Below are 14,210 nucleotides of genomic sequence, written 5' to 3' on the forward strand. Positions count from 1 at the left end.
CAGCTCCCGCCCTGCCAGCGTCAAGCCCGGCCATGACGCTGGAACGGTCCGCACTAATGGCCGATCGACGGCATGCTGTCGGGGTCGAGCTTGAGGTCGATCAGCAGCGGCCGTGCCCCACCCCGGATCGCCGTCACCGCCTGCGCCAGGTCCGCCTCGGAGCGGACGGTGATGCCGGTGCCGCCGAGCGTCTCGGCCACCGGCGCGAAATCCGGCCAGTCGAACAGCGAGATCGCCGGGTCCATCTGCTTGCTGCGGAACTGGATGTGCTCCGCGCCATAGCTGCCGTCGTTGCAGATGACGACCACCAGGTCGACCTTGGCCCGGACGGCCGAATGGAATTCGCCGAGGCCGCCCAGCATGAAGCCGCCGTCGCCCGTGATCAGCAGCGTGGGGCGCCCCTCCGAGGCGAGCGCCGCGCCCACTGCCTCGGCCACGCCGAAGCCGATCGAGCCGAAGTTCACCGTGTAGACGAAGGAGCGCGGATCCTTGACGGTCATGAGCGGCCACGCCTCGATCAGGAAGCGGCCGGCATCGGTGACGAGCGTGCGCTCCGGGGCGACCGCTTGGTCCAGCGCGCGCAGCGCCTGCCGGATGTCGACCGTCGACGGGCGCGGCTTGGGGACGGCGAGCGGCCCGTAGCTGAAGCCCGCGATCGCCTCGCGCAGCTCCTCCGTGCAGTGGCCGGAGGGCGCGATCTCCGCCTCGTCCAGCAGCTCGACCATCCGCTGCGCCGTCCGCCCGGGCTCGCCCACCAGGCCGGCATCGGGGACGACGTGGCGGCCCAGGTCCCCCGGCTGCGCGCTCACATGAATCAGGCGCTTTCCTTTGAGGAGGCTGCCCTGCGCGGTCGTATACTGGTTGAGACCGGCGCCGAAGGCGATGATGCAGTCGCTCTTCATGATGGTGTCGAGCGCAACGGGCGTGCTGAAGGTGCCGAAGATGCCGAGATTGAAGGGGTGGCCGTCGAACGCCCCCTTGGCCTTGAGCGTCGAGGCCACCGGCGCCCCGATGCGGTCGGCCAAGGCCCGCAGGTGCGCGCGCGCCTCCGGCTCGCAGGCGCCGCGGCCGCAGAGCACGACGGGACGCCTGGCGGCGGCGATGATGCCGACGGCATTGTCCATCTCCAGGCCGTCGACGATGTGCTCGCTGCGCTCGGGCACGTAATGGCGGCGCGTGACGTAGTTCGTCTCCAGCCACTGGAAGTCGGCGGGCATGTTGAGGACGACCGGCCGCCGCTCGACGCGGGCTCGCCGGAAGGCGGTGGCGACATCCTCGGCGACCGTCTCGGGCGCGCGCAGCTGCACGAAGCCCGCCCCCGTCGCGAGGAAGAACTCGCGCTGGTCGATGTTCTGGATATGGAACCGGTCGGCAACCGCCGTGTCCCCCGCCAGCAGCACGACGGGCAGCGACGCCTTGCAGGCTTCGATGAGCGCGGTCAGCGTGTTCGTCACCGCCGGTCCGTGCGTGACGGTGGCCACCCCGACCTTGCCGGACACGTGCGCATAGCCGATCGCCATCAGCACGGCGCCCGCTTCGTTGGCGGCGGCGACATAGCGCGCCCGTCCCTGTTTGATGAAGCTGTCCACCATGTAGAGATTGGCATCGCCGATCAGCCCGAACATGACCTCGACGTCTTGATCGAGTATAGATCTGGCCAGAGCTTCGTGGACCTTCATATTCATCTCCCTAGCCGCTGCAAGCAGGTATAGTCGCGGGCCGGTCTGGCGCGGCACTTGAGAGAATTCAGCCTATCGCCTCCCGCCATCCCCGTCGATCCGGCGCCAACGTGGCGTCGGGGCGCAGGCGTGCGCCCATCGAGCGGATGGATGGCGGGTCAAGCCCGGCCGGCTATCCATCGACTTGGAAACCTGGCGTCGGGGTCGGGCTCCGTCCGTCACGACCTTAGCGGCAGCCCACCATGGCGCTGATGGCCCGTGCCCGGTCGGCGATGTCGGCGGGCTCGAGCGCCTTCGGCGCGACCGAGCCCGTGCCGTAGGCGACGCGGTTGGCGTCGAGGAAGGCGCCGAGGATCGAGGCCTTCAGGGCAAAGTTCACGTTCTGGGGCAGGTCGCCGCTGGCGATGGCCACCTTGAGCGCGTTGAGCTTGGCGGTGACCACGCCCACCAAATTGCCCGACTGGTCGAGCAGCGGTCCGCCGGAGTTGCCGGCCTGCACCGGGGTCGAGACCTGCATGAAGCGCACGTCGTCGCCGAGCCCGCTGAGCGCGGTGACGTTGCCCAGGGTGAAATTGCCGGACGTGGAAAGGATGTCGGCGTGAGGGAAGCCGAAGGCGGCGACGCCCTCGCCCAGCCGCACCGTGCCCCGGAGCGCCGCGACGCTGCCCGGCGGAGCCGTCTGCACCTTGAGCAGGGCGAGATCATTGACCGTGTCCTTCGCCACCAGGCGCCCGTCCTCAACGGCGCCATCCTCCCGCCTCACCCGGATCATGGTGCAGCCCTCGACCACGTGGGCGTTGGTGATGAAGCTGCCGTCGGCGGCGACGAAGAAGCCCGTGCCGGTCTGCACCTGGTCGACCGGTTGCGGCTCCGGCGCCGGCGGGACCGGGCGGGCGGGCGCCGCGGGAGGCGGCGGGGCGGGGGCCGGCACCGGCGCGGCCGGAGGCTCCGGCCGGCTCACCGCCTGCGGCTGGCGATACGGCGGCTCGACGAAGGGCGCCCCGGTCATGCGCGACCACAGCGACGCCGACATCAGGATGGCGATCCGCTCGCCCGAGACGTTGCCGTTGGCATTGTTCCACGAGAGCATGAAGCCGGTGACATAGGGGCCGTCCTGATGGAAGCGATGATACCGGTCGAGCCCGGTCCGGCTTGTCGCCGAGATCACGAACCAGCCATCCTTGAAGACCCGGTAGTGGATGGTCGAGCCGTCGCGGGCCATCTCCGCATTGGCCTGCGCATAGATGTCCGCGATGGTGCCCTTCAGCGCCAGAAAGCCGAGCATCAACCGGCTCTCGGGGTCCTGGTAGATGATGCCGTCGGCGTTCCGGCTCACATCCAGGCCGAGCCCGAGGGGCACCCAGATCGACACGGGGCGCCTGGGGTGGCGCACCTTCTCGAAGCCCCAGAGGTCGAACATGGGGTCGGCCGCCCGGCGCAGGCATGCCAGCAGACCGCCGGTAACGATGCCGATCGGCGGCAGGCCGCAGGCGCCGGCGGCGCGCTGCAGCGCGGCAAAGGTGCGCAGGCTGAAGCCCTCGATCGGCACCGCCGTCAGATAGCCGGCGGCGATCAGCAGCACCTGGACGTCGAGCCTCTGCGCCACCGTCAGTTGCGTCTCGAAGCTCAGCCGGGCCTCGTCGAAGCCCGCCGGCGCAACGGCGGGCGCGGCGGCGGCCGGCCCGGCAAACGCAAGCAGCACCGCCACCACGACCGATCTCAACAGGGACGGAGCGCTCATCTCACCTGCCCGGCACAGCCCACGCTGGCAGTCTAGCGGCTACGCCGCGCCATTCAACCATGGCGAGCGGACGCAGGGATCCGGCCGAGCTCCGCGGCAGCGCTGCAAAAACCGCGGGCCGCCATGCTCAAGGCCGGGTTGCGCAGGCGGGCCGCGGCGACGCACCCTGCCGCAGATTCCCGGCGGCCGCTGTACCTGCCGCCGGGACACAACGATCGAACGGGAAGGAACGTCCGCGTGAAAAGAGCCGCCGTCATCGCCGCCGCTGCCCTCGCCTGCGCCCTCGCGGGCGCCCCGGCGTCCGCCCAGGTCTCCGACGACGTCGTCAAGCTCGGCGTGCTCACCGATCTCAGCGGCCCCAGCGCCGACGGCACCGGCAAGGGCTCGGTGGTGGCCGCGCAGATGGCCATCGAGGACTTTGGCGGCACCGTGCTGGGCAAGCCGATCGAGCTCACCTTCGCCGACCACCAGAGCAAGACCGACATCGGGCTGGCCACCGCGCGGCGCTGGTACGACGTGGAGCACGTCGACGTCATCCTCGACGTGCCGGTGTCGTCCATCGCGCTCGGCGTGCAGCAGCTCACCCGCGAGAAGAACAGGGTGTTCCTGATGGCCGGCCCCGGCTCCTCGGAGCTGACGGGGGCCGCCTGCTCGCCCAACGGCATCCAGTGGGTCTACAACACCTACGCGCTCGCCAATGTCGCCGGCAAGGCGCTGGCCAAGCGCGGCGACGACACCTGGTTCTTCATCACCGCCGACTACACCTTCGGCCACCAGCTGGAGCGGGACGCCACCGCCGTGGTGCAGGCCAACGGCGGCAAGGTGCTGGGCAGCGCCAAGCACCCGTTCAACAACGCCGATTTCGCCTCACAGGTGCTGCAAGCGCAGACCTCCAAGGCCAAGGTGGTGGCGCTGGCCGATTCCGGCCAGGACACCCAGAACGTCATCAAGCAGGCGTCCGAGTTCGGCCTGGTCAGCGGCGGCCAGAAGCTGATCGGCCTCCTGTTCGGCATCACCGACGTGCCCGGCGTCGGCCTCGACATCGCCCAGGGCATGATGCTCACCGACGCCTTCTACTGGGACAAGGACGACCAGACCCGCGCCTTCGCCAAGCGCTTCTACGACAAGATCGGCCGCATGCCGACGATGATGCAGGCGGGCATCTATTCCGCCGTGAGCCACTACCTCAAGGCGGTCGCGGCAGCCAAGACCGACGAGGCCAAGGCCGTCGTCGCCCAGATGAAGCAGACGCCGATCAACGATCTGTTCGCCAGGAACGGCCACATCCGCGACGACGGCCAGATGATCCACGACATGTACCTGGTGCAGGTGAAGTCGCCGGCGGAATCGACGGGCAAGTGGGACGTCTACAAGATCGTCGACACCGTGCCGGGCGACCAGGCCTTCCAGTCCCTCGCCACGTCGGCCTGCCCGCTGGTGAAGAAGTAGGCGCCGGCGCCCAGCCGCGGGCGCGACTGGGCCGCAGGGCCGGAATCGGCTAGGCTGCCGCGGCCACGCGAGCGCTCCGGCGCGCCGGATTCGTGCGGCAGCGCTCGCAGGCCGATACGACCTTGATCTTGCAGGCTCTTTGACAACGTGGAGAATGTCGTGGGCCGCTTGGCAACGCTCTGAGCTGCTCGCGCCGGCAACCCCTCGCAAAAGGCCCCGAAAGCGCCTGTCGGATACGACGAATTTGGAGGGGCCCTCATCTCCAGCTGAACCGCTGGAGCCTCATTGAAGCGATGGCGTAGGTGATTGTGGTTGCCATCACTCGGTGGCCTCATCTCCAGCTGAACCGCTGGAGCCTCATTGAAGCGGCATCGCCTTCCTGTGGTAGAGCCCACGCGTGGCGGTCTCATCTCCAGCTGAACCGCTGGAGCCTCATTGAAGCGGCATCGCCTTCCTGTGGTAGAGCCCACGCGTGGCGGTCTCATCTCCAGCTGAACCGCTGGAGCCTCATTGAAGCAACATGGCCATGGGCCTCGTCGAAGAAGAGGTATGCCCAGGGCCTCATCTCCAGCTGAACCGCTGGAGCCTCATTGAAGCCGGGCCTGTGCCATTCGGAGCTGCGCGCCGGCCTGCTCATCTCCAGCTGAACCGCTGGAGCCTCATTGAAGCTTCACGATGGTGGCCGTGATGTCGAACCCATCGCCCTCATCTCCAGCTGAACCGCTGGAGCCTCATTGAAGCCCGGGTGGTCATCACCCCTCTATCTGCCGAAGACGGCTCATCTCCAGCTGAACCGCTGGAGCCTCATTGAAGCTCATAGGGCCACGAGCCCTTCTGCAGGGCATTGACCTCATCTCCAGCTGAACCGCTGGAGCCTCATTGAAGCGGTCGGCCCCGGCCCAAGCGTGATCTCGTCGAGCGTCCTCATCTCCAGCTGAACCGCTGGAGCCTCATTGAAGCGTCATCATCGGCTACGAGCTGACGCCGGGCACCAAGCTCATCTCCAGCTGAACGGCTGGAGCCTCATTGAAGCCCTTCCTGGATAAGGCCGATGGCGACATCGAAGATCTCTCATCTCCAGCTGAACGGCTGGAGCCTCATTGAAGCCTCCGTGCTGCCGTCCGGATTGCGGAAGGCGACCGAACCTCATCTCCAGCTGAACCGCTGGAGCCTCATTGAAGCACCACCAGCGCCTGCCGGCGATCGTCCTCCGTCTGCCTCATCTCCAGCTGAACCGCTGGAGCCTCATTGAAGCCAAGAGGAGTTTGGCGCGAGCGATCTGCGCGACCTGCTCATCTCCAGCTGAACCGCTGGAGCCTCATTGAAGCATCCAGCGCGATAGGCCGGGCAGCTTGCGCGGGATAGCCTCATCTCCAGCTGAACCGCTGGAGCCTCATTGAAGCGAGCCATTCGTGCGGGTGCTGGTCGAGCACCTGCCTCATCTCCAGTTGCACCGTTGGAGCCTCATTGAAAGCCGCCGGCGAAGGCAAAGTTCGCCTATGGCGGTCGACTCATCTCCAGCTGGTCAGAGCAGCCTCATCGAAGCCGCCGCCGGCATCGACCGGCAAGCGGGCTCGCGGGCCTGCGCACAGGCCTTGATTCTTTCAGCGGATGGATGGCCGGGTCAAGCCCGACCATGACGATCGTAGAGGCGGAAGACCTTTATCCTCAACGTCATAGCCGGGCTTGACCCCGGCTATCCATCGACTTGGAAACCCAAACCCGTGCCATGGCGCCATTCGTCTCGATCTCCCACGGATCGGCCGAAGCTCCCTACCCCTTCACCAGGCGCTTGGCGCGGCGCAGGCCGTCGATCGCCGCGGCCTTGGAGCGGTCGGCGAGCGGCGAGCGCCCCGGCGGCCGCGGCGCCAGGCCGAAGCGGCGCAGGTAGTGGTTGGCGCGGTAGACGTCGGCGTGCATCCAGTTGGGCAGCTCCAGGTTGAGGCTCAGCGAAATCGAGACCTCGTCGTGGTTCTGCACCCAGTGGGCGCCGTGGGTGGGGATGTGCACGGCATCGCCGGGACGCAGCGTAAACTTCTGCGCCGCCCGTTCGGCGTGCGGCTTGTAGGTGCCGGCGGTGATGTCGACGGCGTAGTAGCGCTCGATCTCCTCCTCGGTGGTGATGCTGCGGTCGAGGGGATCGCACACCCACAGGTCCTTGGAGCCGTGGATCTGCACCAGGACATTGACCTCGGCATCGAAGTGATAGGGCGTCTTGCGCCGCGGCGAGGTCATGAACACCAGCATCTCGGCGTTGCGGAGAAGCTTCGATCCCTCCGGCCCGGCGAGGTCGCGGATGAACGCCTCGTAGTCGTCAAGGACGCGCTTGTAGGCCGGGTTCTTCTCCACGTGCTTCATCACCAGCCAGGCCCCGGCCGTCTCGATGCGGTCGATGATCTCCGGAATGGTCATGTCGGGCTTCGGGGTCGTGCCCCATTTGTCGGTCAGCGACAGATCGCCCACGTCGACGTAGATATCGTCCTTGCGGGCCGCAGCCTCCGCGGCGACGGCCGTCAGCGCCTCGACGGTGAACAGCGGGTGCTCGGCGAGCGGGTGCCGGACCGCGAACGCCTTCTTGTGCAGTTGCTGGCGACAGTTCTCGATCGGGTTCACGGTCGTCCAGCGATCGCCCGGCAGGGCTGATGGCCTGGTCAGCATGGGGCCTCCAACGGGGTCACGAGCCCCCGTTGTCAGGCCAAGGCTGCCGCGGCGCCAAGTCGACAACTCGCGGTAGGTCGATCGGCCGTTGGAGGTATGGGCGCCCGCCCCGACAAGGGCGGGATCGGTTCCCGACGCGCCGCTCAGGCGGCCCAGCCGTCGTCCACCATCAGGACGGCGCCATGCACCCCCCTTGCCTCGTCGCTGGCCAGGAAGACGGCCGCGCCGGTCATGTCCTCCACGTCCATGAACGCCCGGCCGGTGGGCGTGTTGTCGCTCATCAGCTTGAGGTACGCCTCGCTGCCGGGCCCGCGCAGGTGCGCGTTGATCGGCGTGGCGACATTGCCGGGCGCGATGGCGTTGACGTTGATGCGCTCCTTGGCCAGCTCCGCCGCCATGGCCCGCGTCAGCATGGTGACGCCGCCCTTGGAGGCGCAATAGGCCGCGCAGTTCGGAAAGGCGCCGACGCCGGCGATCGAGCTCAGGTTGACGATCCTGCCGCCGCCCTGGCGCCGGAAGTAGGGCAGCACCGCCTGCGAGCAGAAGAACGTGCCCTTCAGGTTGAGGTCGATCTGCTCGTCCCAGATCGCTTCCGTCGTCTCGGTGATCGGCACCGTCCTGAAGGTGCCGGCGTTGTTGACCAAAATGTCGATGCGGCCGAAGGCGTCGCCGATCTCGGAGACCACGCGGCGGATGTCGGCGACCTGCGAGCAGTCGCCGCGAAAAGCCTTTGCCTCGCCGCCGGCGGCTTCGATCGCCGCGACCACCGCGCCGGCCGCGTCGGCATTGCGGCTGTAGACGATGGCGACCCGCGCGCCTTCGGCCGCATAGGCCTTTGCGATAGCCTCGCCGATGCCTTGCGAGCCGCCGGTGATGATGGCGACCTTGCCGTCCAGCCTGTTCATGTGGATCCTCGCTTCCTGCTCGTCCTGCTGCCGCAGTTGCGCCCGGATTGGCATAATCCGTGCCGTTCGGCGCGATGCGCCGCGATCACGCCGCCCGCGGCAGCTGCGCCTGGTCGACGCCAAGGCGGTCGGCGATCCAGTCGCAGATGAACTCCTGGCCGAGGGTCGGATTGTCGATCTGGCAGTGCGCCGCGCCGGTCTCCTGCGGCTCGAAGATTTTTAGGGTCACGTCGACGCCGTGGCGCCTGGCGTAGTCGAACGACAGCTGCGCCACGTCGAGACCGAGCCAGTCCGCCCCCCCCCCGTGGGTGATGAGATAGGGGCAGCGCAGCTTGTCCAGCACGCCGTCCAGCTTGAACGCCTTCGACTTCTCGAGGACGTCGTGCACCGTGGCCGCGCCGAACACCCATTTCGCCAGCATGGCAAGCTCCGACTCCGCGTTGTCGACGATCAGGCGCCGGACGAGCAGCTCCTGGTCCCAGATCGCGCCGTCGGACACCACCGCCTTGATGCGGAGCTCGAAGCAGGCGGCCCGCGGCGCGTAATAGCCACCCAGGCTGGCGCCATAGAGGGCGATGCGCTCGGGGTCGATGTCGCCGCGGCCGACGAGGTAGTCCACGCAGGCGCTCACCGGGACCTCGGTGTCATGGCGATTGGCGATCTTTTGCCGGCGCAGCGTTCCGCCCTGCCCGGGCAGGTCGACCAGCAGCAGCGACAGGCCGCGCGCGAAGGCGTGCTTCGGCATCTCGTGCAACAGCTCGTCCTTGAACTCGTCGAGCCCGCCGAAGGCGATCATCACGGGTGTCGGCGCCGCGGCCGCCGGCGCGCGCAGAAAGTAGGCGTCGAGATGGGCGCCGTCCACATAGGGAATGCGGACGACCTCGCCGGCCGGCTGCAGCAACCGCAGGTAATGATGGGAGCAGGCCTCGACCTTGTCGAAGGTTTTGAGGCGGCGCGGATCGTCGGGCTGAAGCAGGAACTCGCCGGAGCGATAGTAATTGGCGGCGCGCAGCCAGTTCATGCGCGCCGTTTCCACATGGCCGGCGGCGAGCGCCCGCTCGGCCCGTTCGCGGCTGCGGTCGCCCATGGCGACCCAGGCCGTATGCCACGTGTCGTGATCGGCCGGATCGATGCGCGAGGCCGCCAGGAAGCATTCGCCGATGGTGCTCGCCCCCTCCTGGGCAGCGGCCAGGACGCGCAGGAACTGAAAGCTGAGCGCCGGGTCTTCAGGCCAGTGCACGTAGCCTTCGGCCCGATATTCGCCCGCGCGGCTGGCGATGGTCCGGCCGGCGTCGGCCTTGTCTGACAGGGATGCAGCGGACATCGTATCGTCTCCAGTTGAGCTCATTGGGGGATGGGCGAATTTTTTCGCCGGCACCGTCGTGCAAGGTCTTGGGCGCGGCCTAGCGCGGCTGTACTTGGGCTAGACTTGACTGGGTCGGGCCGCGGCCGGCACCGGGTCGGCAGCATGCGCCGCGGCCTCCGCGCCAGGTTCCAGCGGATCGATGGGGATCAGCACCGATGCCAGGGCCGACGCCAGGGCGCAGGCTGCCAGGAACAGGAAGGCGGGCGTCGCCGCCTCGATCGTGGCCTTCGGCGCGACGAAGTTGCTGGCACCGGCGATGAGCGCCAGCACCAGCGGGCCGGCGATCTTGCCCACGCCGTTGGCGGCCTGGCCGAGCCCGTAGCCGCGCGCCGCCAGCTCCGTCGGATAGATCTCGACGGTATAGGGCGCCAGGTTGGCGATGACGCCGTCGAAGAACAGCGCGCCCAGGATCAGCAGCGGCGCCAACACGGGCACGCCCGCGATCCGCTCATCGTGGAACAGCGCGATGGCGACGAGCACGATGACGATGCCGAAGCAACCGATCTCGTTGCAACGGCGGCGGCCGAGCTTCTGCGGCAAGATCGAGAAGATGATCTTGCCCAGGATCCCCATGAGCGAGACCAGCATGAAGATCCGTGCCGTCTCCGCCGGTGTGGCGCCGAGCAGCAGCGCCACCAGCGTCGGCCCCCACAGGTAGATGCCGTAGTTGGCGGTGAGCGTGCCGGCCCACAGCAGGATCGTCAGCCAGAAGCGGCGCATGTCGCGGAGCAGCGCTCTGAACGGCACCGTCCCGGGCGAGCCCGCGTCGGCGGCCGGCATGGCGAGGGCGGAAGCCGGGACCCCGGCCATGCGCGCCAGCGCCTGCCGCGCCTCGCCCATGCGCCCGCGCGACGCCAGCCAGCGGGCCGATTCCGGCGCCACGGCCAGGACCACCAGGCCGAGGAACGCCGGCACGATGCCGACGGCCGCGACCCCGCGCCACCCCAGGTACGACAGGAGCCCCGCGATCGTGGTCGAGGCGATGAGCGTGCCGACGGTGGCGGCGACGACGAGCAGCCCGGTGAGGATCGTGCGCCACCGCCGCGGCGTGTACTCGACGGCGAGCGCCATGCCGGGCGTCGCCGCGCCGGCCAGCCCGACGCCGACGAAGAAGCGGAGCACGGCGAACAGGATCCAGCCGCCGTCGGGCACCAGCGCCACCGACGCGGCGCTGACACCGCACAGGACGGTGCCGAGCACGAGGGCGACGCGGCGGCCGTGGTGGTCGGACAGGCTGCCCCAGACGAGGGCGCCGACGATCGAGCCGAGGCCGGCGCTGAGCAGGATGATCGCCGACTGGCCGAAGGTGAGGTTCCACTGTGGGCCGAGCACCGCCACCAGGAAGGCGACGACGTAGAAGTCGAAGTAATCGGCGATGGTCAGCGCGCCGAGCAGGGACATGGACGTCCAGTAGCGGCGCGTGAGAGGCATCTCGTCGATCATTTCGCCGACTGTTCGGGCAGACGTGCTCATCGTTTCCTCCGGCGTGCGGGTCGCTTCCCGAGCGATGGCCTTTGCCGCTCTCCTCCCCGGGCAGGGCCTGACCTGAGGACAGGTCTGGACGGGTGACCGGTCACGGGTGTCGGGGGCGGGGGCTCGCTGGGGCGACCCTTCGTTTATAAATCGCGATCACAATATTTTATCGAGCCGCTGAAGCTGTCAAGCGGCGAATCGGTGCGGAAACCGAAGGCCGCCGAGACGCACGACTTCGAAGCCTTCGCGACGATCGATAGAGAACAGACAATAGGTTGAAATAATTATCTTATTTTCCAGAGATCGACGCGCGAACGGCGACGGTCGACGCGGCGTGCCCGTTCATGGCCGGCGCACCGCGGTGCGGGGTCGACATAGCGGTATCACGCTATTCCGCGGAAAATCCGAAACACGCGATCACGCAAAACGTCGGTCTTGGATGATCCACGGCCGGAGCGTCGGCGGCGGCCCGCAGGACGTCGTCTGTGCGTCGTCAGCGCTTCGGCGGCCGCCCGCGGCGGCGCAGCATCGGCCGCGCGGTGCCGTCGAACACCGCCGCGTGCCCGGCGGCACGCTCCTCGGCCAGGATGCGCAGCAGGATCTCGCAGCTGTCGCAGCAGTCCTGGACGACGGCGGCGCGGACCAGCACCGCATCCCGCCGCTGCATCCCCTTCAGCATGTCGCGGTGGTTCTTGAGCGTGCCCGCGACGTCGGCCGGAGTGCCCAGCCGCGTGTAAGCCGAATACCCCACCCACAGTCGGTCGACGAGCGGCACGACCAGCTCCGATCCGGCGATGTCGTAGATGCTGAAATGGAAATCGCGGTTGGCCACCAGGTAGGCGCGCATGTCGCCGGCGCACACCGCGGCCTCCAACGGCTCGAGCCGCGCCGCGACGATGGCCACGTCGTCGTCGGTGGCGAGATCGGCGGCGCGGGCCGCGGCCATCCCCTCGAGCGCGATCCGCAGATCGCGGATCTCCACGGCCGTGCGCTCGGTCAGCTCCGGCACGGCCAGCATGCCGCCGTCGCCCGCCCTGAGCGCCCCCTCCGCCTGCAGACGGCTCAAGGCCTGCCGCACCGGCATCTCGCTCACGCCGAGCGCATCGGCGGCGCCGCGCAGGCTGATCCCCTGCCCGGGGGCGAAATCGCCGCGCAGCAAGGCCTCCCGCAGCAGGCGATAGCTCCGGTCGGCCATCGATTCGGATCGGGCCTGGCCCCGTCCGGCGTCTGCGTCGGTCTTCAACGAGCGTACCGAAAGCGGCATGGTCCCCGTGCGGCCATCGGCGAGGCGCGTGCACGACGGCGGCGCCTCGCGGAAAATTCGCCATCACGATAAATGCGGCGACCGCGCTTGTCATCCGCACGCGAGCCCTCCGGTTCCGCCCGCCGGTCAGGCCGGCGGCGGCTCGCCCGCGGCTGCGCCGTCGCGCCAGCGCGCGGGCGACACGCCGAAGGCGCGCTTGAATGCCCGGCTGAAGGCCTCCTCGGATTCGTAGCCGATGGCGTGGGCGAGCTGGCCCACGCTGCGGCCCTGCTCGCGCAGCTGCTGCTTGGCGTTCGACAGGCGCAGCAGCGTCAGATAGCGGATCGGCGGCATGCCGACGAGCGCGCGGAAGCGGTCCATGAAGGCGCTGCGCGACAACGCCACCTCCCGCGCCAGCGCCTCCGCCGACCAGGGAATGCTGATGTCCCGGTGGATGAGGGCCAGCGCCCGCCCCACATGCTGGTCCCGCAGTCCCTTGAGCCAGCCGGCCGGCGGGTCCGCCAGCGTCGACGCGTAGTGGCGGACGGCCTCCACCAGCAGCGTCTCCGACAGGCGCGACATGACGCTCGACGACGCCAGCCGGCCCGCCGCGAGCTCGGCGGCGGCGAAACGCACCGACGCCTCGATCCAATCCCGCGACAGGCCGTGGCGGACGTCGAGCTTGAGCAGCCGCGGCAGGGCGGCGAGCAGCGGATTGTACGTGCCGTCGCTGGCCAGGAAGCCGCACACGACGTGGGTCTCGGCGCCACCGCCGCCGTGCGAGATGCGGGCGAGGCCGCCGTCCGGCGCCGGCTGGATCAGATCCCTGGCGCTCACCGGCCCGAGCCCCGGCGCGCTGGCCAGGAGGTGCACGTCGTTGCGCGGCAGCAGGACGACCTCGCCCGCCTGCACCTCGAGGGCGGGCTCGTCATCGACGTATGCCAGCAGACCGCCGCGGATGACGACGTGATAGGCGATCATCTCGCCCGGCGCGGCCAGGATGTCCTTCAGGTCCGCGGCGGCGATCCGCGCGGTCACGCACCACGGCGCCGTGAAGCGGGCATCGAGGAAGACGCCGCCGATCAGGCGAACCGAGCGAAGCACATCTGCGAGCGGGTCCGTCATCACGCTCATTGTCGGTTTGGACGGGCGATCAGGCAATCCGGATGCGCGATCATTCGCCGCAACGGCCGCGAGCGATATCAAACGCCCCAAGACGCCGCCCCCGCGGCGGCGGCCCCAGCGCGGCGGCCGGGGACGGCGTCGTGCTTGGAGGAGGAGCAGGAATGGCAACGAACGTGAAGCAGATGATGGAAGCGGCCAACGCGGTCGTGCCGCGTGTGACGCCGGCGCAGGCGCGCGAGATGATGGCGAAGCCCGATACGCTGGTCGTCGACGTGCGCGACCCGCCGGAGGTCGCCGCCACCGGCAAGGTCGCGGGCGCCCTGAACGTATCGCGGGGCATGCTGGAGTTCCGCGCCGACGCGGACACGCCCTACCACGACAAGGCCTTCGACAGGAGCAAGACCATTATCGTTTATTGCGCCTCCGGCGGCCGCTCGGCGCTGGCGGGCAAGGTGCTCAAGGACATGGGCTACGACCGCGTCTACAATCTCGGCGCCTTCAAGGACTGGCGCGAGAGCGGCGGGCCCGTGGATCCCGGCCAGCAGGCCTAGATCCGCGTCGCCCCCCTGTC

General features: G+C 68.8%; 10 protein-coding genes and 1 CRISPR repeat array. Of the genes, 2 read left to right on the forward strand and 8 right to left on the reverse strand.

Annotated features, from left to right (window positions below; genetic code table 11):
- Positions 1 to 53 precede the first annotated feature (53 nt).
- Both ACZ5PO_RS05815 and ACZ5PO_RS05820 read right to left on the reverse strand, forming a co-directional pair.
- Positions 54 to 1,679: a thiamine pyrophosphate-binding protein gene (locus ACZ5PO_RS05815; RefSeq protein WP_464191202.1), complete on the reverse strand. Its 1,626-nt coding sequence runs from the start codon at positions 1,677 to 1,679 to the stop codon at positions 54 to 56.
- A 226-nt stretch (positions 1,680 to 1,905) separates the two neighbouring features.
- A complete protein-coding gene (locus tag ACZ5PO_RS05820; protein WP_464191204.1) occupies positions 1,906 to 3,420 on the reverse strand; it encodes a S1C family serine protease in 1,515 nt (504 codons plus the stop codon).
- Positions 3,421 to 3,657: 237 nt separating this feature from the next.
- Between ACZ5PO_RS05820 and ACZ5PO_RS05825 the strand changes: the two genes are divergently transcribed.
- On the forward strand, positions 3,658 to 4,869 hold the full coding sequence (locus ACZ5PO_RS05825) for an ABC transporter substrate-binding protein (RefSeq protein ID WP_464191206.1): 1,212 nt from the start codon (positions 3,658 to 3,660) through the stop codon (positions 4,867 to 4,869).
- A 255-nt stretch (positions 4,870 to 5,124) separates the two neighbouring features.
- A CRISPR array of direct repeats spans positions 5,125 to 6,343; the repeat unit is 37 nt; unit sequence CTCATCTCCAGCTGAACCGCTGGAGCCTCATTGAAGC.
- Between the two features lie 299 nt (positions 6,344 to 6,642).
- Here ACZ5PO_RS05825 and ACZ5PO_RS05830 read toward each other — a convergent pair.
- The 6 genes from ACZ5PO_RS05830 to ACZ5PO_RS05855 form a co-directional block, all read right to left on the reverse strand.
- Positions 6,643 to 7,527: a cupin-like domain-containing protein gene (locus tag ACZ5PO_RS05830; protein WP_464191208.1), complete on the reverse strand. Its 885-nt coding sequence runs from the start codon at positions 7,525 to 7,527 to the stop codon at positions 6,643 to 6,645.
- A gap of 143 nt (positions 7,528 to 7,670) precedes the next feature.
- On the reverse strand, positions 7,671 to 8,432 hold the full coding sequence (locus ACZ5PO_RS05835; RefSeq protein ID WP_464191210.1) for an SDR family NAD(P)-dependent oxidoreductase: 762 nt from the start codon (positions 8,430 to 8,432) through the stop codon (positions 7,671 to 7,673).
- An 85-nt stretch (positions 8,433 to 8,517) separates the two neighbouring features.
- On the reverse strand, positions 8,518 to 9,756 hold the full coding sequence (locus ACZ5PO_RS05840) for an alpha/beta hydrolase family protein (protein WP_464191212.1): 1,239 nt from the start codon (positions 9,754 to 9,756) through the stop codon (positions 8,518 to 8,520).
- A 99-nt stretch (positions 9,757 to 9,855) separates the two neighbouring features.
- A complete protein-coding gene (locus ACZ5PO_RS05845) occupies positions 9,856 to 11,271 on the reverse strand; it encodes an MFS transporter (protein WP_464191215.1) in 1,416 nt (471 codons plus the stop codon).
- 493 nt (positions 11,272 to 11,764) lie between these two features.
- Complete coding sequence (locus ACZ5PO_RS05850) at positions 11,765 to 12,466, reverse strand: GntR family transcriptional regulator (protein WP_464191217.1); 702 nt, start codon at positions 12,464 to 12,466, stop codon at positions 11,765 to 11,767.
- 195 nt (positions 12,467 to 12,661) lie between these two features.
- Positions 12,662 to 13,639 carry an AraC family transcriptional regulator gene (locus ACZ5PO_RS05855; RefSeq protein ID WP_464191219.1) on the reverse strand — a complete coding sequence of 326 codons (978 nt, stop codon included), beginning with the start codon at positions 13,637 to 13,639 and terminating at the stop codon, positions 12,662 to 12,664.
- Between the two features lie 161 nt (positions 13,640 to 13,800).
- Here ACZ5PO_RS05855 and ACZ5PO_RS05860 point away from each other — a divergent pair, with 161 nt between their 5' ends.
- A complete protein-coding gene (locus tag ACZ5PO_RS05860; protein ID WP_464191221.1) occupies positions 13,801 to 14,190 on the forward strand; it encodes a rhodanese-like domain-containing protein in 390 nt (129 codons plus the stop codon).
- The last annotated feature ends 20 nt before the right edge of the window (positions 14,191 to 14,210 follow it).

This window comes from Chelatococcus sp. KU-N122, assembly GCF_055391085.1.

Coding starts and splice junctions, on each gene's coding strand:
- ACZ5PO_RS05860 (WP_464191221.1), top strand. CDS start 13,801: ATGGCAACGAACGTGAAGCAGATGATGGAAGCGGCCAACGCGGTCGTG.
- ACZ5PO_RS05815 (WP_464191202.1), bottom strand. CDS start 1,679: ATGAAGGTCCACGAAGCTCTGGCCAGATCTATACTCGATCAAGACGTC.
- ACZ5PO_RS05835 (WP_464191210.1), bottom strand. CDS start 8,432: ATGAACAGGCTGGACGGCAAGGTCGCCATCATCACCGGCGGCTCGCAA.
- ACZ5PO_RS05855 (WP_464191219.1), bottom strand. CDS start 13,639: ATGACGGACCCGCTCGCAGATGTGCTTCGCTCGGTTCGCCTGATCGGC.
- ACZ5PO_RS05845 (WP_464191215.1), bottom strand. CDS start 11,271: ATGAGCACGTCTGCCCGAACAGTCGGCGAAATGATCGACGAGATGCCT.
- ACZ5PO_RS05820 (WP_464191204.1), bottom strand. CDS start 3,420: ATGAGCGCTCCGTCCCTGTTGAGATCGGTCGTGGTGGCGGTGCTGCTT.
- ACZ5PO_RS05850 (WP_464191217.1), bottom strand. CDS start 12,466: ATGGCCGACCGGAGCTATCGCCTGCTGCGGGAGGCCTTGCTGCGCGGC.
- ACZ5PO_RS05840 (WP_464191212.1), bottom strand. CDS start 9,756: ATGTCCGCTGCATCCCTGTCAGACAAGGCCGACGCCGGCCGGACCATC.
- ACZ5PO_RS05830 (WP_464191208.1), bottom strand. CDS start 7,527: ATGCTGACCAGGCCATCAGCCCTGCCGGGCGATCGCTGGACGACCGTG.